Source organism: Pseudomonas sp. GW823-FHT05G12 (assembly GCF_058795575.1).
Genome location: NZ_CM179501.1, coordinates 3,780,055 through 3,798,095 on the forward strand (window position 1 = coordinate 3,780,055; position 18,041 = coordinate 3,798,095).

21 protein-coding genes are annotated in these 18,041 nt (G+C 60.4%); 19 read left to right on the plus strand and 2 right to left on the minus strand.

What is annotated here, in order from left to right; all coding sequences use genetic code 11:
• Positions 1-4: 4 nt before the first annotated feature.
• From AC3RCM_RS17230 to AC3RCM_RS17260, 7 genes are all read left to right on the plus strand, one after another.
• Positions 5-724: a TIGR03759 family integrating conjugative element protein gene (locus AC3RCM_RS17230; protein WP_103469479.1), complete on the plus strand. Its 720-nt coding sequence runs from the start codon at positions 5-7 to the stop codon at positions 722-724.
• Positions 706-1,260: a lysozyme family protein gene (locus AC3RCM_RS17235; RefSeq protein WP_103469178.1), complete on the plus strand. Its 555-nt coding sequence runs from the start codon at positions 706-708 to the stop codon at positions 1,258-1,260. Before AC3RCM_RS17230 ends, AC3RCM_RS17235 begins: the two co-directional genes overlap by 19 nt.
• The gene (locus tag AC3RCM_RS17240) at positions 1,257-1,676 is read left to right on the plus strand and encodes an integrating conjugative element protein (RefSeq protein ID WP_103469179.1); all 420 of its coding nucleotides are present in this window, start codon (positions 1,257-1,259) and stop codon (positions 1,674-1,676) included. Before AC3RCM_RS17235 ends, AC3RCM_RS17240 begins: the two co-directional genes overlap by 4 nt.
• A 9-nt stretch (positions 1,677-1,685) precedes the next feature.
• Positions 1,686-3,809 carry a type IV conjugative transfer system coupling protein TraD gene (gene traD / locus AC3RCM_RS17245; RefSeq protein ID WP_492629035.1) on the plus strand — a complete coding sequence of 708 codons (2,124 nt, stop codon included), beginning with the start codon at positions 1,686-1,688 and terminating at the stop codon, positions 3,807-3,809.
• Between the two features lie 38 nt (positions 3,810-3,847).
• On the plus strand, positions 3,848-4,576 hold the full coding sequence (locus tag AC3RCM_RS17250; protein ID WP_103469181.1) for a TIGR03747 family integrating conjugative element membrane protein: 729 nt from the start codon (positions 3,848-3,850) through the stop codon (positions 4,574-4,576).
• A 229-nt stretch (positions 4,577-4,805) separates the two neighbouring features.
• Positions 4,806-5,927 carry a DUF3800 domain-containing protein gene (locus AC3RCM_RS17255; RefSeq protein ID WP_103469182.1) on the plus strand — a complete coding sequence of 374 codons (1,122 nt, stop codon included), beginning with the start codon at positions 4,806-4,808 and terminating at the stop codon, positions 5,925-5,927.
• A complete protein-coding gene (locus tag AC3RCM_RS17260) occupies positions 5,909-6,832 on the plus strand; it encodes a macro domain-containing protein (protein ID WP_247726823.1) in 924 nt (307 codons plus the stop codon). The genes AC3RCM_RS17255 and AC3RCM_RS17260 overlap by 19 nt, the downstream gene beginning before the upstream one ends.
• 70 nt (positions 6,833-6,902) lie before the next feature.
• On the opposite strand, the gene AC3RCM_RS17265 is transcribed toward AC3RCM_RS17260, so the two are convergent.
• Positions 6,903-7,412, minus strand: a complete 510-nt coding sequence (locus AC3RCM_RS17265; protein ID WP_103469184.1) for a TIR domain-containing protein — start codon at positions 7,410-7,412, stop codon at positions 6,903-6,905.
• A gap of 347 nt (positions 7,413-7,759) precedes the next feature.
• On the opposite strand from AC3RCM_RS17265, the gene AC3RCM_RS17270 reads away from it, so the two are divergent.
• The 9 genes from AC3RCM_RS17270 to AC3RCM_RS17310 are packed head-to-tail and all read left to right on the plus strand — an operon-like array spanning position 7,760 to position 15,185.
• Positions 7,760-8,095 (plus strand): integrative conjugative element protein, RAQPRD family, encoded by a 336-nt coding sequence (locus AC3RCM_RS17270; protein ID WP_103469185.1) that lies wholly within the window; start codon positions 7,760-7,762, stop codon positions 8,093-8,095.
• A complete protein-coding gene (locus AC3RCM_RS17275; protein ID WP_024717928.1) occupies positions 8,082-8,321 on the plus strand; it encodes a TIGR03758 family integrating conjugative element protein in 240 nt (79 codons plus the stop codon). The genes AC3RCM_RS17270 and AC3RCM_RS17275 overlap by 14 nt, the downstream gene beginning before the upstream one ends.
• Before the next feature lie 15 nt (positions 8,322-8,336).
• Positions 8,337-8,714 carry a TIGR03745 family integrating conjugative element membrane protein gene (locus AC3RCM_RS17280; protein WP_103469186.1) on the plus strand — a complete coding sequence of 126 codons (378 nt, stop codon included), beginning with the start codon at positions 8,337-8,339 and terminating at the stop codon, positions 8,712-8,714.
• 7 nt (positions 8,715-8,721) lie between these two features.
• Positions 8,722-9,123, plus strand: a complete 402-nt coding sequence (locus AC3RCM_RS17285) for a TIGR03750 family conjugal transfer protein (protein ID WP_103469187.1) — start codon at positions 8,722-8,724, stop codon at positions 9,121-9,123.
• Positions 9,120-9,761 (plus strand): PFL_4703 family integrating conjugative element protein, encoded by a 642-nt coding sequence (locus AC3RCM_RS17290; RefSeq protein WP_103469188.1) that lies wholly within the window; start codon positions 9,120-9,122, stop codon positions 9,759-9,761. Before AC3RCM_RS17285 ends, AC3RCM_RS17290 begins: the two co-directional genes overlap by 4 nt.
• Positions 9,758-10,564, plus strand: a complete 807-nt coding sequence (locus tag AC3RCM_RS17295; protein WP_103469189.1) for a TIGR03749 family integrating conjugative element protein — start codon at positions 9,758-9,760, stop codon at positions 10,562-10,564. The genes AC3RCM_RS17290 and AC3RCM_RS17295 overlap by 4 nt, the downstream gene beginning before the upstream one ends.
• Positions 10,554-12,062, plus strand: coding sequence for a TIGR03752 family integrating conjugative element protein (locus AC3RCM_RS17300; protein WP_103469190.1), 1,509 nt, complete (start codon positions 10,554-10,556; stop codon positions 12,060-12,062). The genes AC3RCM_RS17295 and AC3RCM_RS17300 overlap by 11 nt, the downstream gene beginning before the upstream one ends.
• The gene (locus AC3RCM_RS17305; RefSeq protein WP_103469191.1) at positions 12,025-12,444 is read left to right on the plus strand and encodes a TIGR03751 family conjugal transfer lipoprotein; all 420 of its coding nucleotides are present in this window, start codon (positions 12,025-12,027) and stop codon (positions 12,442-12,444) included. The genes AC3RCM_RS17300 and AC3RCM_RS17305 overlap by 38 nt, the downstream gene beginning before the upstream one ends.
• Positions 12,444-15,185, plus strand: coding sequence for a conjugative transfer ATPase (locus AC3RCM_RS17310; protein WP_103469192.1), 2,742 nt, complete (start codon positions 12,444-12,446; stop codon positions 15,183-15,185). The genes AC3RCM_RS17305 and AC3RCM_RS17310 overlap by 1 nt, the downstream gene beginning before the upstream one ends.
• A gap of 94 nt (positions 15,186-15,279) precedes the next feature.
• Here AC3RCM_RS17310 and AC3RCM_RS17315 read toward each other — a convergent pair whose 3' ends face one another.
• Positions 15,280-15,408, minus strand: a complete 129-nt coding sequence (locus AC3RCM_RS17315; protein ID WP_256127447.1) for a hypothetical protein — start codon at positions 15,406-15,408, stop codon at positions 15,280-15,282.
• On the opposite strand from AC3RCM_RS17315, the gene AC3RCM_RS17320 reads away from it, so the two are divergent.
• The 3 genes from AC3RCM_RS17320 to AC3RCM_RS17330 are packed head-to-tail and all read left to right on the plus strand — an operon-like array spanning position 15,407 to position 18,041.
• Positions 15,407-16,384 (plus strand): TIGR03756 family integrating conjugative element protein, encoded by a 978-nt coding sequence (locus tag AC3RCM_RS17320; protein ID WP_103469193.1) that lies wholly within the window; start codon positions 15,407-15,409, stop codon positions 16,382-16,384. The genes AC3RCM_RS17315 and AC3RCM_RS17320 overlap by 2 nt on opposite strands.
• Positions 16,384-17,739 (plus strand): integrating conjugative element protein, encoded by a 1,356-nt coding sequence (locus AC3RCM_RS17325; protein ID WP_103469194.1) that lies wholly within the window; start codon positions 16,384-16,386, stop codon positions 17,737-17,739. The genes AC3RCM_RS17320 and AC3RCM_RS17325 overlap by 1 nt, the downstream gene beginning before the upstream one ends.
• Positions 17,736-18,041: a hypothetical protein gene (locus AC3RCM_RS17330; RefSeq protein ID WP_103469195.1), complete on the plus strand. Its 306-nt coding sequence runs from the start codon at positions 17,736-17,738 to the stop codon at positions 18,039-18,041. Before AC3RCM_RS17325 ends, AC3RCM_RS17330 begins: the two co-directional genes overlap by 4 nt.

The following is an 18,041-nucleotide window of genomic DNA, read 5'->3' on the forward strand; positions in this document are numbered from 1 at the left end:
GCGTATGACTCGGCTCTCCATTCTCTCGTTCATCCTGCTTCCCGGCTGCCTATTCGCAGAACTGGCGTTGAGCGCGCCAAAACTGGTCGACTCAGCCCCGCAGTTCAGCGAACAAACGCTGCTGGATCGGCAGGTATCCGATACGGCTCGGGCCAAGGCCTGGGGGCTAACCGATGATGAGTGGGCCAAGTTCGAGCGCCTGCAGGCTGGGCCCCGCCACTACTGGTCGCCGCAACTCGATCCGCTCACCACCCTCGGCGTAGAGGCCGACTCTGACCAGGAAAGGCAGCGCTACGCCGAGTTGCAGGTCCGTCTCGAAGCCAAACGTGCCGAGCGCGAGCTGGCCTACCAGAAGGCCTACACCGCCGCCTGGGCACGCCTGTTACCTGGGATGCTGCCCGTACAGGGCATGGCCGATGATCCAGCGGCTACGCCTGCTGGCCGCTTTGCCGTGTTTGTGGAGGAACGCTGCCCGCCCTGCGTCTCCAGCACCCAGCAATGGCTGCGTGGCGGTACGCACCTCGATGTGTACCTGGTCGGCAGCCAAGGTGACGACGGGCGTCTGCGCCAGTGGGCACGTGGCGCGGGCATTACCCCCGCCCAGGTCAGCAGTGGCCAGGTCACCCTCAACCATGACCGCGGCCGCTGGTTCGCCCTGGGTGCCAGCCGCCCCTTGCCGGCGCGCTTCCAGCAGGTGGACGGAAAATGGCAGCGTATCGAGTGATCCTAGCGCTGGCCTTGACCGGTGCCGCGGCCGTTCAAGCGGGAGCGCTGCCGCCGCCTGCGTATCAACTGGCAGCCGCGCGCGCCGGCATCCCCGCCTCCGTGCTGTTCGCCATCGCCCTGCAAGAGAGCGGTACGCCGCTGCGGGGTCACCTAATGCCCTGGCCTTGGACCCTGAATGTCGCCGGCACATCGCTGCGCTTCGCCCGCCGTGATGAGGCGTGTGCCGCACTCAAACAAGCGCTGGTCCGTCACGATCCGAAGCGCATCGATGTCGGGCTCGGGCAGACCAACCTCGGCTACCACCCGGACCGCTACCACAGTGCCTGCGAGGCCCTCGATCCACGCGCCAACCTGGCCGTGACGGCAGATCTGCTGCGCGCCCACTACGCCGACAGCGGTGACTGGGTCGTGGCGGCGGGCCGCTATCACCGCCCTGCCGGCGGTAAACCTGCAGCGCGCTACCGCCGACAGTTCAGCCAGCACTGGCAGCGTGTGCAGGCAGTCGTGTCCTATCCGAGAGGGCCGCAGCCATGACCCATCGGTGCTGGATAACGCTGTTTACCTGCCTGTGGTGGACGGTTGGCGCGCTCGCGGCCCCCAGCCAACTGCCCGATCCCCGCGCGTTGACCTGGACCCTGCCCATACACAGTACACGCCTTTCACCCGGTGCCGTGTCGCCAAGGGCATTGAGCCTGCCAGGGTTCACGCCGCTGTTCCTGGTCGGGCACGACGCCGCTTCTCTGGAATGGTTGGCCCAGCATGCGCAGACGCTGCAGAAGCTGGGCGCCAGCGGTCTAGCCGTTGAAGTTACCGACGCCCAGGCGCTGCGACGTATCCAGGCGGCAGCCCCGGGACTGAACATCTGGCCGGTGAGTGGTGACGACATCGCCGAACGCCTAGAGCTGCAGCACTACCCGGTGCTGATCACGCCCACCGGCCTGGAACAGTGAGGGTGCATCATGGGCGAACATGCGATGGAGTCTCTGCTGCGTCCTGCGGTGGAGCTATACACCGTGGGTATCTGCGCGGGTGCTGGCGCCCTATGTCTGCACTCACCTTGGGCGGTAGCCCTGTCGCCCGAGGTGGGGGCCGGCATGGCACTGGCCTACACTGCAATCGGCCTGAAGCGGCTGAATGAGGCACGGATCGTCCTGCGCTATCGACGCAACATCCGCCGCCTGCCGCGCTATTCGCTGACCAGTCGCCAGATTCCGGTGAGCGGCAAGCGCCTGTTCATGGGCCGCGGCTTTCGCTGGACCCGCCTGCACACCCAGCGTCTGCTCGAGGCGCAGGACCCGGCGCTGGCCCGCTATGTCAATCAATCGGCGGCCCACCAGTGGGCACGGCGGATGGAGCACTTGCTGGAGAAGGCTCCACCCGGGTTGTCGCTGCTGCCCCGCCTGACCGCCTGGGACAGCCCATTGAACCCGGTGCGGCCACTGCCACCGGTGGGTGGCTCGCCACTGCTGCATGGCGTCGAGCCGAAGGAGCAAGAAGCCAGCCTACCGCTGGGCGAACGCGTCGGGCATACCCTGGTACTTGGCACCACCCGGGTCGGCAAGACGCGCCTGGCCGAGGTGTACATCACCCAGGACATCCATCGAACCAGCCAGGAGGTGGTGATCGTCTTCGACCCCAAGGGCGATGCCGACTTGCTCAAGCGCATGTACGTGGAGGCGCGGCGCGCCGGCCGCGAGCGTGAGTTCTATGTGTTCCACCTGGGCTGGCCGGAGATCTCCGCCCGCTACAACGCCATCGGTCGTTTTGGCCGCATTTCGGAAGTCGCCACCCGCATCGCTGGCCAGCTCAGCGGTGAAGGCAACTCGGCGGCGTTTCGCGAGTTTGCCTGGCGCTTCGTCAACATCATCGCCCGGGCGCTGATCGAGCTCGGCCGCCGCCCTGACTACCTGCAGATCCAGCGGCACGTGGTGAACATCGATGCGCTGTTCATCGAGTACGCTCAGCATTTCTTCGCCCGCCATGATCCTCAGGCCTGGGAAGCGATCGTGCAGATCGAAGGCCGCCTGAACGAGAAGAACATCCCACGGCATATGATTGGCCGGGAAAAGCGCGTGGTGGCGATCGAGCAATACCTGACTGCCAAGCGCATTTTCGATCCTGTAATGGACGGCCTGCGCTCGGCCGTGCGCTACGACCGCACCTACTTCGACAAGATCGTGGCTTCGCTGCTGCCGCTGCTGGAAAAACTCACCAGCGGCAAGACCGCACAGTTGCTCGCCCCCAACTACACCGACCTCGACGATCCGAGGCCGATCTTCGACTGGCTGCAGGTCATCCGCAAACGCGGCATCGTCTACGTCGGCCTGGACGCGCTGTCCGATGCTGAAGTTGCCGCTGCCGTCGGCAACTCGATGTTTGCCGACCTGGTCTCCGTAGCTGGCCACATCTACAAGCATGGCATCGATCATGGCCTGCCAGGCTCCTCCAGCGCTGCGGACAAGGTGCCGATCAATCTGCATGCCGACGAGTTCAACGAGTTGATGGGCGACGAGTTCATTCCGCTGATCAACAAGGGTGGTGGCGCCGGTATCCAGGTCACCGCCTACACCCAGACCTTGAGCGACATCGAGGCACGGATCGGCAACCGGGCCAAGGCCGGCCAGGTCATCGGCAACTTCAACACCCTGCAGATGCTTCGCGTGCGGGAAACCGCGACCGCAGAACTGCTGACCAAACAACTGCCCAAGGTCAACGTGCAGACCCGCACCCTGGTCTCCGGCGCGACGGACACCGCCGATCCGGACGCCCGCACCGACTTCACCTCCTCCTCGCAGGATCGGGTCACCACCACTTCGGTACCACTGATTGAACCCGCGCACATCATCGCCTTGCCCAAGGGCCAGATGTTCTCGTTCCAGGAGGGAGGACAGCTGTGGAAGGTGCGCATGCCGCTACCGAAGTCGGCTAGCGACGATGCGATGCCGGCGGATCTGCAGGCCCTGGCCGCGCGCATGCGCGAGTCCTACAACGCCAATGCGGGGAGTTGGTGGAGCAGCGCTGGCGGTGCGCCGACGGTCGATTTTGATCCCGAGATGCCTCCACAAGGGCGCAGGCACTCCTAATCTGCGCGCCGTGAGCAACCGAGTACTGTGGAGCCCATATGCCGACTGCCCCAGACAGCCCACCGCCTCCACAACGAAGTCCGGGACTCATCTTCGGCATGCTCGAACTGTGTCTGCGGCTACTCGGCCTGCTGTTCGCTTCGCTGATCTTCTCCATTGTGCTGGAATTCGTGGGCATGCTGTGGTTCTGGTCCGAGCAGGGCTGGCACCATAGCCATGCCATGTGGCTGAGCGAGCTAGGCTGGCTCAGCGATCACTTCAAGAAGTCATTGCTCGTGCAAGAGCCGGCGCAAGCGACCGTCAAGGTACTCGAACACCTGAACGACTGGATCGTAGTGCGGTCTGGATGGGCGACATCTGATACCCAGCTGAAACTGCTCAGTCAGGAACCTTCAATGCAGGGGCAGTTCGCGCAAGTCTACGTTGTGATGCAGGACTACCTGCTCGCAGCCCTGTTCACGACCTTCACTTTCGCAGTGCGGCTGGCCGTACTCACTTTGGCCACCCCACTGTTCTTGCTCGCGGTGATCACCGGCGCGATCGATGGCTTGATGCGTCGCGACCTGCGTAAGTTCGGAGCAGGCCGCGAAAGCAGTTTCGTCTACCACCGAGCAAAGCGGACACTACTGCCGCTGGTGGTCAGCCCCTGGGTGATCTACTTATCCTTGCCCTGGTCGGTGAATCCCATCTGGGTGCTGCTGCCATGCGCCATTTTACTTGGCATCATGGTGGCCATCACTGCTACTACATTCAAAAAATACCTTTGACTGCCCACCTCGGCGAATGCCGAAATATGTTATTTAAAATCAACGCCTTAGAACGTACACGGTTGAGGCAAAACAAGCAGTAGCCACACCGACGGCACAACCACGGCTCCCTATCATTGATCGCAGGTTATCTACGCGCGACCAGCACCACCTCTTGAGAGTTGACTACACAACCACTCTCGGGCAATGCTGGCATATCGCCAACGCTCGATTAGTAAAGGGACTTCACATGAACGACATTGCTGTCATTTCACAAGAAGAAGAGGAAGGTGCGGAGCAGGAAGCGCTTCTAATTGCGTCAGAAAGAAAAAATCGCGACAAAGAGTCCGAAAAAATTCGGGTACTTTCTGCAATCGCCAGTAACAGCCCGACGCGTGTGACCGATAGAGTTGCGTGGATTCTTAATCACTATCCTCAGGCCCGAGACTCTGACATCAAGTGCCAAATCATTTATTGGAAGACTTTCCAAACCGACCTCTATAGCGGGGGTGATATTTCATTTGAAAATTACCCCAAACTGCAGAGATTGCACTCTATAGCACGCGCCAGAGCGGTGGTACAAAACATACTGGGTCTATTCATTGCATCACCTGAAGTTAGAAAATACAGAGGGAAGCTGGAAGAGGAAGAAAAGCAGCGTGCTCTTGAGGTCCGACCTTCGCACCCAGTATATTGCATCTATGCCGATGAGAGCGGAAAAACCGGAAAGTACCTATTAGTCGGTAGCCTTTGGATTTTAAGAAGCTACGAAACCATGAAGATCACTGCCGCCATTAACAGGAAGAAGGCAGAGATAGGATTCAAAGGCGAAATGCATTTTAAAGAAATCAACAAGGGGAATCTCGAAGCCTACGAGGCGCTGCTTGGCTCTATCGTACAGAACTCCTCCTCAATCTCATTCAAAGGCCTCGGAGTAAATCGTAGCGGCCTTTACAATGTCGACGACACGCTCAATAAGCTATTTTACCATATGGTAATCCAAGGAATTACCGAAGAAAACAAATCTGGCCGAGCCATTCTCCCACGAAACCTGCAATTTAGAAAGGATGCAGAAGAAGCGTCAAAAGACAAACTTGCGCTAATGGAAATAGAATTACAATTGAAAAATGCTGCCAGCAACATCTTCCAAGGAAACGTGTATGTTGACATAGTTGAGGCGGAAGACTCCAGCATATCTCCACTCATGCAAATTTCCGACTTATTTGTTAGCTCCATCTCTAGAATAATGAATAAAGAGGAGGGAAAAGAAGGCCCCAAGGATATTTTCGCGAGGAAATTTCTTGAAGCATTTGGCGTCGACACAAGAAGTGAAACCTTAGAGGGTTTGAGCGAGTGCGTTCGCTTTTCCTAATCGTGACTGGATCTCATTCTGACTTCACCCATAAACTAATAACCGCCTGCGACGCTAGGAGCATCAGGATGAGTCAAATAGGCTTTTTTGATCAGCGGATAATCAAGAGATTCTGGGGCGCGCTCGCCGCGACCGGCACAGCGCTGTCATTACTACTAATTTTCGTAACCATACCTGAAACTGGAAAGGTCACAGCGGGGATCGCCTGTGTGGCATTCTTGATTTTAATTTATATTTACTTTTGGTGGACATCTAACAACCTAACCGAAGTAGAACTAAAGATAGAAAGCACAACAGTCATCGTAAAAGTAGGCGACATATTCAAGCAACCCGGCCTTAAAGCGATCGCCTTTAACGAGTACTTTGATACACAAGTTGACGACGAAATAATCTCTCACAGCTCTTTAAACGGAATATTCATAGACAGGCACTTACCAAAAGCATTAGTAGACCTTGAAAATCATCTGACCGCCTATCGATTCGACGAGTGTGAAATCTTAGAGTTAAACGAAACTAGGGCAACTGGAAAGAAACAGAGATACGACATAGGCACTATATGTGTGTACGAGGATTTTCTTCTTGCAGCCTTCTCAAAATTCAACGACCGCAACCAAGCCTATTTAACGATGCCTGAGTACCTAGGGTTTTTGATAAAATTCTGGGACAACGTCAATAGAGTGTACGCACAGCAAAGCGTTTCAACACCAATATTCGGATCGGGCATCACGCGCATTAAAGAACATCGAAATATAAGCGACGAAGAACTACTAAAGATCATGCTCTGGACTTTTAGAATAAGCGAGATGCGCTTCAAGCACCCAGCAAAGCTCAACATAATAATTCACAAAGACAAAATTAGTCAAATTAATTTACTTGACATAAAGTCCGCCAGGAACGGTTTGTAACCTAACACAAGATTAATTAAGATCCGGCAGATTAAAACCTCTGCCGGAGCGATAACTTTCCACCTGCCCGCTAGATACCAAGCTTCTTATAAATATCCGCCGGATAATAATGCGGACCTTTTCTCACCTTCTGGGCGAACGCTGGGACATACTCATCCAGCGCAAACTTTATTATAGCTGGCTGCAGCGAAACTGACATTGTATAGTAGTCCGCATTCAGCAGGGGAGTCGGTATTAACGCTCGTTGAATTTCGCGACTGCCGCCTTTATTCGCCACCACAACGGGCAAGTCAAACTCCACAATTAGCTCAAGCTCGTGAGCCAAAAACGAATATCCATCCCCGCCTTTCCTCTTGGCATCTGGACTGCCAATCAAGACAACCTGCTTTGCATTTTTCATACGCTGGCGAAGATTTCGCTTAATCGTTTCCCGCTGACTTGTATCCCTCGAAATGAATAGATCGTGAGCATCAAAAAAATCGAAGTCTATCTTATCATTCTCGCGCCATGCTTCCATGAGCCGATACAAGTTAATGTCTTCGCTTGCGAAAGCGACGTAAGTTTTATTTCGATACGCCATAAACCCTCCGTGTTAATCTGCAACGTAAAGGCATTTTAATATCATACTTTTCTGACGAAAGCTTTACTTTCCAAACCGAATCTATTACCCAGTGTGACTGGAGGAGGAACACAACGACCAAGGTCACTCGAACAGTCGGAGCAGCCGACAAACGCAAGCACCGATTCATGTGCAACCCAACATACCTGGAGCTTTAGCTGCTGTAGTCAACCTGCGTAAGGGCAAACCGCCCCCCCCCTGCATCCACCCCTGCTCCTCGAATGTGAATGACCGAAAATCCCTTTTGGTCATGCAATAACCCGCCTGCGCCTTCAAGGTAAAAGCCAGTTACCCGGCTGGATTTAATCATGACTCCTATTCCCTACACATTGCTCCTTGCGTGTTTTGTAACGCTCTCTGCTGCGGCTCAAGACGTACGCGAGCGCTCAAGTCTGGGCTTGGTGCAGCGGCAGATCACCGCCATCGAGCTATTGGCCAAGAGCGCAAGCAGCAGATCTGTCGATGCTGCAGGGCCCCGTTATCGCTTCGATTATCCGAGGTTCGCTGCGGACCTCGAGCGTATGCGTCAAGGAATCCACAACTACCTGTCGCCCTCCCGCGCGCAGCCTGCCGATCTGGTCGAGTTCACTGGTGACTACCGGGCTGAAGCGGCTAACTCGAGTCCTTCCGATGAGCATGACTGACGCCCAATTAAACGCGTTCTCTGCCGTTGCCGGGTTCACCCCGCAGCTCAGCTCGGTGCTGTGGCGCTCATCTGTGCTCGTGCTCGCATTGCTCTGGTGTAGCTGGGCCCTGTGGACCGGCTACCGCGGGTGGGCAGCCGGCAACCTCAATTTCGGTGCGCTCGGTGGCAGCACGCTGCGCCTGGTCCTCGCCCTGATCGTGCTGATGTTTTTCATGTTGTCGTAATCAGGAGTCCTTGCTATGAACCTCTACCGTCGTTGCCATCGCCCGCTCGCTCTGTTCCGGAAATCCTGTCCGCAAGTCCTGTTCGGTAGCCTAGTGCTGCTGAGCTCGACGCTGGCCTGGGCTGACCTACCGACCATGGAAGCGCCCTCTCGCGGCGAAGGTTCGGGTCTGATCGACACCATCAAGAACTACGCCTACGACGGCGGCATTCTGCTCGGCCTGTTGATAGCCACTCTCGCCTTCCTCGGCGTGGCTTGGCATTCGCTCACCGTCTACGCCGACGTGCAGAACCAGCGTAAGACTTGGAAGGATCTCGGCGCGGTGGTCGGCGTCGGCGCGCTGCTAGTGGTGGTGATCCTGTGGTTCCTCACCAAAGCTGCGACGATCCTGTGAGGTCATCATGTCCGACTCCCCAGCCACTCTGCCTGACGGAACGCTGACCTTCCTCCCGGAGCGCCTCAACCATGACCCGGCCGTTCTTCGCGGGCTCACCAACGACGAGATGTGGGTCGCGCTGATCGTCGGCGCAGGGCTAGGTGTGATTCTCGGTGCGCCGCTGGCGGTGGCCACCGCCTCCATCGCTACCCTCCCCACCTGCATGTTCATTTGCATGGCTTTGGTGTTGCTGGGCGGCGGCAAGCTGATGCGCCGAGCCAAGCGCGCCCGGCCGGAAACCTGGTTGTACCGGCGTCTACAGTGGCACTTGGCAGTGCACTGGGGCATCGGCACTCATCAGCTGATCCTGCATTCGGGGCCCTGGACCGTCCGCCGTACACGTCGACATGTGAGGGCTGTTGAATGAGCCGCTTCCGCAACAAAGTCGACGCGCAGCAGGCGCATATCTTCAGCCTGCGTCTGGCCGTATCGATCCTGGCACTGCTGTGCTGCGGGCTGTGGTACGGCTGGCAGTCCGCACCCTCCGAGCTGACCATTCATGTGCCGCCCGATCTGCGCTCCGGCAGTACGCGCAAGTGGTGGGATGTACCCCCGGAAAACATCTACGGCTTCGCTCTGTACATCTTCGGCCAACTCAACCGCTGGCCAACCGACGGTGAGGTCGACTACCACCGTGCCATCTTTGCTCTGCAGCCCTACCTGACACCGGCGTGCAAGACCTTCTTCGACGGTGACTTCGAGTACCGCAAGGCCGCCGGCGAACTGCGCGGCCGGGTGCGCGGGGTGTACGAGGTGCTGGGCCGCGGCTACAGCGACGATCCCGACTTGCGCGTGAAGCAGCTGGATAAGCACAGCTGGCTGGTCAAACTCGACCTCAATGCCGACGAGTACTACGCCGCCGAGCCGGTGAAACGCGTCGTCGTGCGCTACCCGCTGCGTGTGGTGCGCTTCGACGTCGACCCCGAGCACAACAAGTGGGGCCTGGCCCTGGACTGCTACGAAGGCACACCGCAGAAACTGACGCTGCCTGGAGGTGCGGGATGATGCGTGTCTTGATCATGATTCTGGCGGTTGCCGCAGGTTGGTGTTCTGCAGTCGGTGCGATCGAGGTCAAATACTGGGACCGCCTGCCGCTGGCCGTACCGCTTACGGTGGGCCAGGAGCGGGTCTTGATGCTGGATGAGGATGTGCGTGTCGGGCTGCCCAGTGCGATCGCTGGCAAGCTGCGCGTGCAGTCCGTCGGCGGCACGGTCTATCTGCGCGCCGCTGAAACCCTTCCCCCTACCCGGCTGCAACTGCAGTCGGTGAAGTCAGGTGACATCATCCTGATCGACATCGAGGCGCTCGAGGGCAGCGAGGCACTGGAGCCGGTCAGGATCGTGGGCCAGGCTTCGGTACCGGGCGTGGAAGCTGCGAAGGAGGCGGCACCGGCAGCTACGCCGGTACCTGTGGTGCTCACCCGCTATGCGGCGCAGAACCTCTATGCGCCCCTGCGTACCGTGGCACCACTGCCCGGTGTGCGACGGGTGCCGCTAAGCGACGCCGTTGCTTTCAGTTCGTTGCTGCCCACCGAGCGGGTTTCGATCAAGGCACTCGCGGCCTGGCGGCTGGGCGACTACTGGGTGACGGCGGTAAAGATCGTGAACCGCGGTCCTGGCAAGGTCGCGCTGGACCCGCGTCACCTACAGGCCACGCTGTACGCCGCAACCTTCCAGCATGCGGACCTAGGTCTCACCGGTACGCCTGAAGACACCACCGTGGCATACCTCGTCACCCGCGGCGGCGACCTGAAGCACGCGCTGCTGTTGCCCCCGCCAAAACCGGAGGCTGCCGATCATGAAAGCTAACGGCCTGCTGAAATGGTTTGTGCCTGCGGTCCTGCTGGGCATCGTGCTGATCATCATCAAGTCCTGGGTGACCGCGCCGGATGGCCAGCCCACTCACGATCCGGAGAATGCCACGCTCAGCGCGGAACAGGCCAAAGCCTTGGGCATCGCCGGCGACACCCCACGCGACACCGTGGCCACGCTGATCGGCCAGGTAAAAGCGATGCGCAGCGAAATGCAGATGTTGAAGAAAGGCAACGATGCCCTGCAGACCGAGAACAACCGGCTGCGCACGCGCGAAGGCAATATCGATACGCGCATCCAGAGCACGCTGAGCAGTGTCACCCAACAGGTTACCGAACAGCGCCAGCAGGCCAACGATGCACGGCAGAAGGCCGAGCAACAGCACCGCGAGACCCAGGGGCTACTCTCCAGGCTCAAGGATCAGCTCACCGGTAAGCCCGCCGTAAAGTCGGATGTTCCTGCGGGCTTCGGTCTTGAGCCAGGCGACGAGCAGCAGTTTGCAGGCCCTCAGGCACCGGCAGATGCGGTGCAGTGGATCGAACCATCGAATTCCCGCGCCGGCCAAGAGAACACCGGCAAAGCCGAGGGACCGCTGTCGTCGTTGACCTCGAAGTTCAAGGATCTGCACGGTCTGGACGACAACGCCATCGACCGTGGCCAGGATCGCTTGCGTGCCGTCGCCAAAGGCGAACGTGACCTGGAGAACGCCCAGGACCGTACCGAAGGTGCCCGCCCCGTCTACACCATCCCCGAGAATTCGACGCTGATGGGCTCGATCGCCATGACCGCGCTGATTGGCCGGGTGCCGGTGGACGGCACAGTGAACGATCCCTATCCGTTCAAGGTGCTGGTGGGGCCAGACAACCTCACTGCCAACGGCATCGACCTGCCGGACGTGGTCGGCGCGGTAATGAGCGGCACCGCTGCGGGTGACTGGACGCTGTCCTGCGTGCGTGGTCAGGTCGAGTCGATCACCTTTGTCTTCGGCGACGGCACCGTTCGCACGGTGCCGCAGCCGCAGAAGGTCGTCAGCCGCAATCGCAGCAGCACCCAGACCTCTGACACCGAGAAGATCCGCGGCGGCCTGGGCTACATTTCCGACCCCTACGGCATCCCCTGCATTTCCGGTGAGCGCCGCTCCAACGCCCAGCAGTACCTGGGCAGCCAGAGTCTGATCACTGCGGCCGGCGCCGGCTTCGCCGCGGCCTTGGGCAGCGAGCAAACCAACACCTCCTTCATTAATTCGGCCAGCGGCAGCCTGGGTTTGAGCCAGAACAGCGGCAACAGCGCGCTGAACTCGGTGATCAGCGGTGGCATTGGCGACATCCGTGAGTGGATCAACAAGCTCTACGGCGAAGCCTTCGCCGCCATCTACGTGCCCCCTGGGGCCAAGGTGGCTCTGCACCTGGACCACGAAATCAGCATCGATTACGAACCAAAAGGCCGGAGAGTGAACCATGAAAGCCCATCCGTTTCGGTACTGGATCTGGATTAGCCTGCTGCTCGGCCTGCACTTGGCCGGTTGCTCCACCAGCAAAGAGGAAATGCTGCCCCATGGCGATCACACCATGCTTGATATCTGGAACGGCGGTGGCTCGGTCGGTACTCAGCAACAGCTGCTGGAGGCGCGGGGCGAACTGCGTCGCCCGGTGCTGGATCCCGAGCGCCTGATGAACGACCAGAGCGCCTATACGCGCACTGCGGCCAACGAAATCCGTGCCCAGTTTCCGCGTCTGCCTAACCCAGACCTGGTCATGTACGTCTACCCGCACCTGGCCGGTACCCAACAGGCACCGGTGCCTGGCTACTCGACCGTATTCCCGTTGTACGAGAAGGTCGAGTACGCGCTGCCCGGCGAGCGCCTGGACGATCTGTGATGGCCGATGACGCGAGTCGCGACCCGCTACGCTGGAGGCCTTGGCGCGAGGCGCAGCGTCGGCGCGCCACGCTGGCCGATGAGGCCGCCCAGTACGCGCACAACCCCAGCTTCGCCGACCACCTGCCCTGGGTCGAATACCTCGAAGATGAGCAGTGCTTTTTGCTCGATGACAACCGTTCCGTGGGGGCCGTGTTCGAGCTGCAACCAATCGGCACCGAGGGCCGCGAGCCCGAGTGGCTAATGGCGGCACGCGACGCCCTGGAAGATGCGCTGCAGGACAGCTTCGACGAGCTCGATCAGGCGCCTTGGGTGGTGCAGTTCTTCTGCCAGGACGACAGTGATTTTGCCCCGTACCTTGAACGCCTGGAGCGCTACATCGCGCCGCGCGCGCGAGGTACGCCGTTCACCGAGGCTTTCCTCGCGTCGATGCAGCGTCACCTCGACGCCGTCGGCAAACCGGGCGGGCTGTTCGACGACCATGTGGTGTCTCACCTGCCGTGGCGCGGCAGCAATCGGCGTATTCGCCTGGTGGTCTATCGCTGGCTCGGGGAGCAGGCTGACGAGGATGGGCAGAACCCGGTTCAGCTGTTGAGCCGCACCTGCGACCGCTTGGTGGCCTCGCTGCAGGCCTGCGGGGTCAGCCCTCGACGGTTGACCGGGCGCGACTTCTACGCCTGGTTGTTGCCCTGGTTCAACCCGGCCCCTGCCCTCACCGAAGAAACGCCTGCCGCGTTCTATCGACGTGTGCCTTATCCGGAAGGGGATGACGGCGAGGAGCTGCCGCTGCCGTTCGACCACGATTTCGCCGAGCGGCTGTTCTTTCAAGAGCCGCGCTCCGATAGCGAGCAGGGTCTGTGGTACTTCGATCAACAGCCCCACGCCGTGATGGTGGTCGACAAGCTACGCAGGCCACCGCATATCGGCCAGCTGACCGGTGAAACACGCAAGGGCGAAGCGTTGAACGCCTTGTTCGATCAGTTGCCCGAGCAGGCGGTGATGAGCCTGACCTTGGTGATCACACCCCAGGATGTGCTCGAGGAGCAGCTCAATCGTCTGGCGCGCAAAGCCATCGGCGAGAACCTCGCCTCGACCCAGACACGCCAGGACGTGGAAGAGGCCCGCGCGCTGATTGGTCGCCAGCACAAGCTGTACCGCGGCACGTTGGCGCTGTACTTGCGCGGCGCCAATGAACAGCAGCTGCGCCAGCGTTCGGTCCAGGCTGCCAACGTGCTGCTAGGTGCCGGCCTGCAGCCGGTGCGCGAGGGCGATGAAGTGGCCGCGTGCAACAGCTACCTACGCTGGTTGCCGATGGCCTACAACCCGGCGCGGGACACACGTAACTGGTACACCCGACTGCTGTTTGCCCAGCACGTCGCCAACCTGCTGCCGCTCTGGGGTCGCTGCATCGGTACCGGCAACCCGGGCATCACCTTTTTCAACCGTGGCGGTGCGCCGCTGTCGTTCGATCCGCTGTCACGCTTCGACCGCTCGATGAATGGCCACCTGCTGTTGTTCGGCCCGACCGGCGCCGGCAAGTCGGCCACCTTGGTCTCAATCCTCATGCAGGTCATGGCCGTGTACCGGCCACGTTTGTTTATCGTCGAGGCGGGCAACTCCTTTGGTCTACAGGGTGACTATTTCGCCACCCTCGGGCTGTCCATCAACAAGGTTCAGCTCAAACCGGGCAGCGATGTGAGCCTGGCGCCGTTCGCCCATGCCCGGCGCCTAATTGAACATCCAGACCAGGTCGCCAGCCTGTCGACTGAAGATCTGGATGAGGCCGCGCCGGACAGTGACGAGCAGCGCGATGTGTTGGGCGAGCTGGAGATTACCGCGCGGCTGATGATCACCGGCGGCGAAGCCAAGGAAGAGGCGCGCCTGACCCGAGCAGACCGCAGTCTGATCCGCGAGTGCATCCTCGACGCCGCCCGACATTGCGCGACGACTGAGCAGCAGGTGCTGACCCGCCATGTCCGCGATGCCCTGCGTAAGGTCGCCAGCGACACCCATCTGCCCGACAAACGCCGCGAGCGAGCGCAGGAGATGGCCGAGTCGATCGACCTGTTCTGCCAGGGTTTCGAAGGTGCCTTGTTCGACCGGCCCGGCACACCTTGGCCGGAGAGCGACGTGACGATCGTCGACCTCGCCACGTACGCCCGTGAGGGTTACGAGGCGCAGATGTCGATCAGCTACATCAGCCTGATGAACACGGTAAACAACATCGCTGAGCGCGATCAGTACCTGGGACGACCGATCATCATGGTCACCGACGAAGGCCACATAATTACCAAGAATCCGCTGCTGGCACCCTTCGTGGTCAAGGGCACGAAGATGTGGCGCAAGCTCGGTGCCTGGTTCTGGCTGGCAACGCAGAACATGGCCGACTTGCCCGACGCGGCGCAGACCATGCTCAACATGATCGAATGGTGGATCTGCTTAAACATGCCGCCAGCGGAAATTGAGGAAATAGCCCGCTTCAAGAAACTCACGCCGGCGCAGAAAGCGCTGCTGCTCTCCGCAAGCAAGGCCTCGGGCAAGTACACCGAGGGCGTCGTCCTGTCGAAGAACCTAGAGACGCTGTTCCGCGCGGTACCACCGAGCCTATACCTCGCCTTGGCCATGACCGAGCCCGAGGAAAAAGCTCAGCGCTGGCGATTGATGGAAGAGCACCAGCAGTCCGAGCTGGAAGCCGCCCTGCAGGTCGCGGCGGAGATTGATCGCCTGCGCGGCATCTCGTGAACGACACCGTCAGGGCTATCCGAGCCCTTCTGCTTAGTAAAAATTAGAAAAGAGCACATTTGTACTCCTTCGCCATTTTGCTCATCTCGCGCCGCTAAATCGAGCGCCCGACGAAACCGATCACCCCGGACTCGGTTTGTCCGCCCTCCTCCAGCACCGGATCCGGGATGCTGAAACTTGGCGCACGGATGCACACCGCTGCCACCTGCCGAGCGTTTCCCATGAACGTCACCGCCTTCACCCGAAGCAAAGCGCCTAAACCCAGAACGGCTCGCCGTGGCCGAGCCTTCACCGCGGCAGCTCTGCTGGTCGCCGCCGAGCAGTGCCTGGCATTGACCACGCCTACCATCATCGCCTCCGTCGGGTCGCTGCAGTGCCTGGAGTACCGAGTCGTCGGAATCTGCTACTGGCTGCTATGCACACCCTTCGGCTGCACGGTGCGCACCTCACCGAAGATCCGTCACTTCATTCCCGAGTTGGTGATATCGAGCTATGCCGACACGGGCGCCAATCCCTGGAGCGAGATGTCCGCGCTGTCGATGCCGACGCCGGCGTCGCAAGGGGGTGGCAACCTGATCACGCCTTCGCCGCAGCGCGATAACCTGCCCAGGTTCAAGAATGTCGACGGCATTGGCCATCCCGGCGGGGCAGCCCTCACAGCTCTCGCGCATACATTCGGATATGCCTGCCCAAGCGGAGCCGTGCCGTTTGCGCCCTACTACCTCAGCACGCTCGACCCGTTGGCGTGGCGCCAGGCGATCCCCGAGTCCGTCTACCCACAGGCACTGGTCCCGGGGATGCGCGAGATCGGCAACCAGGCACTCGGAGACATGTGGGGCAGCGTGTATCCGCGCCACGGTTTTCTGGTGCAACCTGATGATTTCAAGGCGGCTGCCGTGATGGCCCAGCGCGCCAGCGACTTCATCACCCGCGTCGGCCAGCCGCACGTTTATCTTCCGCTGCAGCCGATACCGGCTCCCGGCTATTGGCCGCCGCAGCCGGTGATGGAGAACAACGTCGACAACCACCGCTGGCAGTTGCTGGTTCCGGTGATCCAGAACACCTGCGTCATCTTCCCCAGCCCAACGATCCAGAGCGCCGACGGCGCCTATGCCTGGTCGCTGTGGCGGCCCTACCGCTGCTGCCAGCGTATGGGTCAGACGTTTCTGTTCAGCATCGACTTTGATGGAGGCCAGTGATGAAAAACCTCGCGCTCGGGTTGGTGTGCTTCCTTGTGTCTGCCGCAGGCCATGCCGCAGAGAACGGCTACCACCTCGGTGACCAAGCCCAGGTCCTGGATGACCGCGTGATGTACACCATCGGCGGCGGCTCCGCGGCAGGAGCGCCCTCCTCGCTTTACCGTCCAAACGGCCTCGGCGTCGGCATGTCCTGGCGGGCCAACATGATGTGCGGAAACATGAACCTCTCGAACACCCTGCAGAACCAGCTCAATGGTACCACCCAGGGCTTCCAGCAGATCATGGGCAACGTCATCCAGAACGCCACACAAGCGGTGATGTCGCTGCCGGCGATGATCATCCAGCGCGCCAACCCTGGGCTGTATGAGCTGCTGAGTAATGGCGTGCTGCAGGGACGCATCGACTTCGATCGTTCCAAGCTCACCTGCCAAGCGATGGCGGCAAAAATGGCCGACAAGGTCGACCAGGCCGGATGGGGTGCGCTGGCCCAGAACCAGGAGATGCAGCACAACCTTGAGCAGTCCGGCGGCGATGCCGTAATGGCGGTAAAGGATACCGAGTCGAACAACGGCAACAACGGCGTCAGCTGGGTCGGTGGGCAGAAAGCCGGAGGTAACGGACAGCAACCCATCCGGGTGACTTCGGATGTGGTAAAGGCCGGCTACAACCTGCTGCACAACCGATCCGTCGAGGACACCTCGGCCGTCGGTTCGGGCTGCCAGAATGGCGCCATCTGCCAAGCCTGGTCGAGCCCCGAGGAGGCCTCGGAATGGGCGACACGGGTGCTCGGTGAAACCGAGGTGGAAACCTGCGATGACTGCGAGACGCTGCGTGTAACCGCCGGTACGGGCCTGTCGCCGCTGATCCAGGAAACCTACACGAAACACCTGGAAGGCCTGCAGCACATGGTCTCGGGTGCCGACCAGCCTACCCCAGAGAACCTCAGCAAGGTCTCCAGCCCCTTGTTGCAGGTCTCTCGCGGCGTCATCGAGGGGCTGCGCGATGACCCCGACCAGAACTTGCTGGCCCGGCGCCTGGCCAGTGAGACCGCGCTGTCCAGCGTGATCTACAAGGCGATGCTGCTACAGCGCACGCTGTTCGCCGGCAGCCACGAACCGAACGTGGCATCGGCGCAGCCCGCCACCACCGCCCTCAACAGCAACGTCGAAACCCTGGAACGGGAGATCCGCCTGCTGCAAACCGAGCTGCAGGTACGCCAGTCGCTGGCCACCAATACCGCCAGCCTGGTCCTTGATCGCCACGCCGGCGGCGCCGACGCCTCGCGCAGTATTGATCAGCGCGATCCGGAGCCGGACCGACTGCGTCGGGCTGACCAGGAAAGGAGCACGCCATGATGCCGATTTCTGTGAGGTCCATGATCGCCCAAGTGCTGCTGATCCTCGGCACCATGCTGATCATGTTGCTGATTGCCTGGATGGCACTACAACTGCCCGCTGCCCAACTGGATGGGCTCGCACCAACGCGGGCAACTGCCGCCTACTTCGCGTGGTGGCGCGCCCTGCTGTACACCCTGATATTCACCGGTTGGGCCGCAGCGTTGCGTATGCGAGCTACGCCTGTGGACCAGCAACGGCTAAAGCGTCTGGGGTTGATCGGCTTCAGTTCGATCATCCTGGTCGAGCTGTCTCGCGTGTGA

Coding starts and splice junctions, on each gene's coding strand:
- AC3RCM_RS17230 (WP_103469479.1), top strand. CDS start 5: ATGACTCGGCTCTCCATTCTCTCGTTCATCCTGCTTCCCGGCTGCCTA.
- AC3RCM_RS17235 (WP_103469178.1), top strand. CDS start 706: ATGGCAGCGTATCGAGTGATCCTAGCGCTGGCCTTGACCGGTGCCGCG.
- AC3RCM_RS17240 (WP_103469179.1), top strand. CDS start 1,257: ATGACCCATCGGTGCTGGATAACGCTGTTTACCTGCCTGTGGTGGACG.
- traD (WP_492629035.1), top strand. CDS start 1,686: ATGGGCGAACATGCGATGGAGTCTCTGCTGCGTCCTGCGGTGGAGCTA.
- AC3RCM_RS17250 (WP_103469181.1), top strand. CDS start 3,848: ATGCCGACTGCCCCAGACAGCCCACCGCCTCCACAACGAAGTCCGGGA.
- AC3RCM_RS17255 (WP_103469182.1), top strand. CDS start 4,806: ATGAACGACATTGCTGTCATTTCACAAGAAGAAGAGGAAGGTGCGGAG.
- AC3RCM_RS17265 (WP_103469184.1), bottom strand. CDS start 7,412: ATGGCGTATCGAAATAAAACTTACGTCGCTTTCGCAAGCGAAGACATT.
- AC3RCM_RS17270 (WP_103469185.1), top strand. CDS start 7,760: ATGACTCCTATTCCCTACACATTGCTCCTTGCGTGTTTTGTAACGCTC.
- AC3RCM_RS17275 (WP_024717928.1), top strand. CDS start 8,082: ATGAGCATGACTGACGCCCAATTAAACGCGTTCTCTGCCGTTGCCGGG.
- AC3RCM_RS17280 (WP_103469186.1), top strand. CDS start 8,337: ATGAACCTCTACCGTCGTTGCCATCGCCCGCTCGCTCTGTTCCGGAAA.
- AC3RCM_RS17285 (WP_103469187.1), top strand. CDS start 8,722: ATGTCCGACTCCCCAGCCACTCTGCCTGACGGAACGCTGACCTTCCTC.
- AC3RCM_RS17290 (WP_103469188.1), top strand. CDS start 9,120: ATGAGCCGCTTCCGCAACAAAGTCGACGCGCAGCAGGCGCATATCTTC.
- AC3RCM_RS17295 (WP_103469189.1), top strand. CDS start 9,758: ATGATGCGTGTCTTGATCATGATTCTGGCGGTTGCCGCAGGTTGGTGT.
- AC3RCM_RS17300 (WP_103469190.1), top strand. CDS start 10,554: ATGAAAGCTAACGGCCTGCTGAAATGGTTTGTGCCTGCGGTCCTGCTG.
- AC3RCM_RS17305 (WP_103469191.1), top strand. CDS start 12,025: ATGAAAGCCCATCCGTTTCGGTACTGGATCTGGATTAGCCTGCTGCTC.
- AC3RCM_RS17310 (WP_103469192.1), top strand. CDS start 12,444: ATGGCCGATGACGCGAGTCGCGACCCGCTACGCTGGAGGCCTTGGCGC.
- AC3RCM_RS17320 (WP_103469193.1), top strand. CDS start 15,407: ATGAACGTCACCGCCTTCACCCGAAGCAAAGCGCCTAAACCCAGAACG.
- AC3RCM_RS17315 (WP_256127447.1), bottom strand. CDS start 15,408: ATGGGAAACGCTCGGCAGGTGGCAGCGGTGTGCATCCGTGCGCCAAGT.
- AC3RCM_RS17325 (WP_103469194.1), top strand. CDS start 16,384: ATGAAAAACCTCGCGCTCGGGTTGGTGTGCTTCCTTGTGTCTGCCGCA.
- AC3RCM_RS17330 (WP_103469195.1), top strand. CDS start 17,736: ATGATGCCGATTTCTGTGAGGTCCATGATCGCCCAAGTGCTGCTGATC.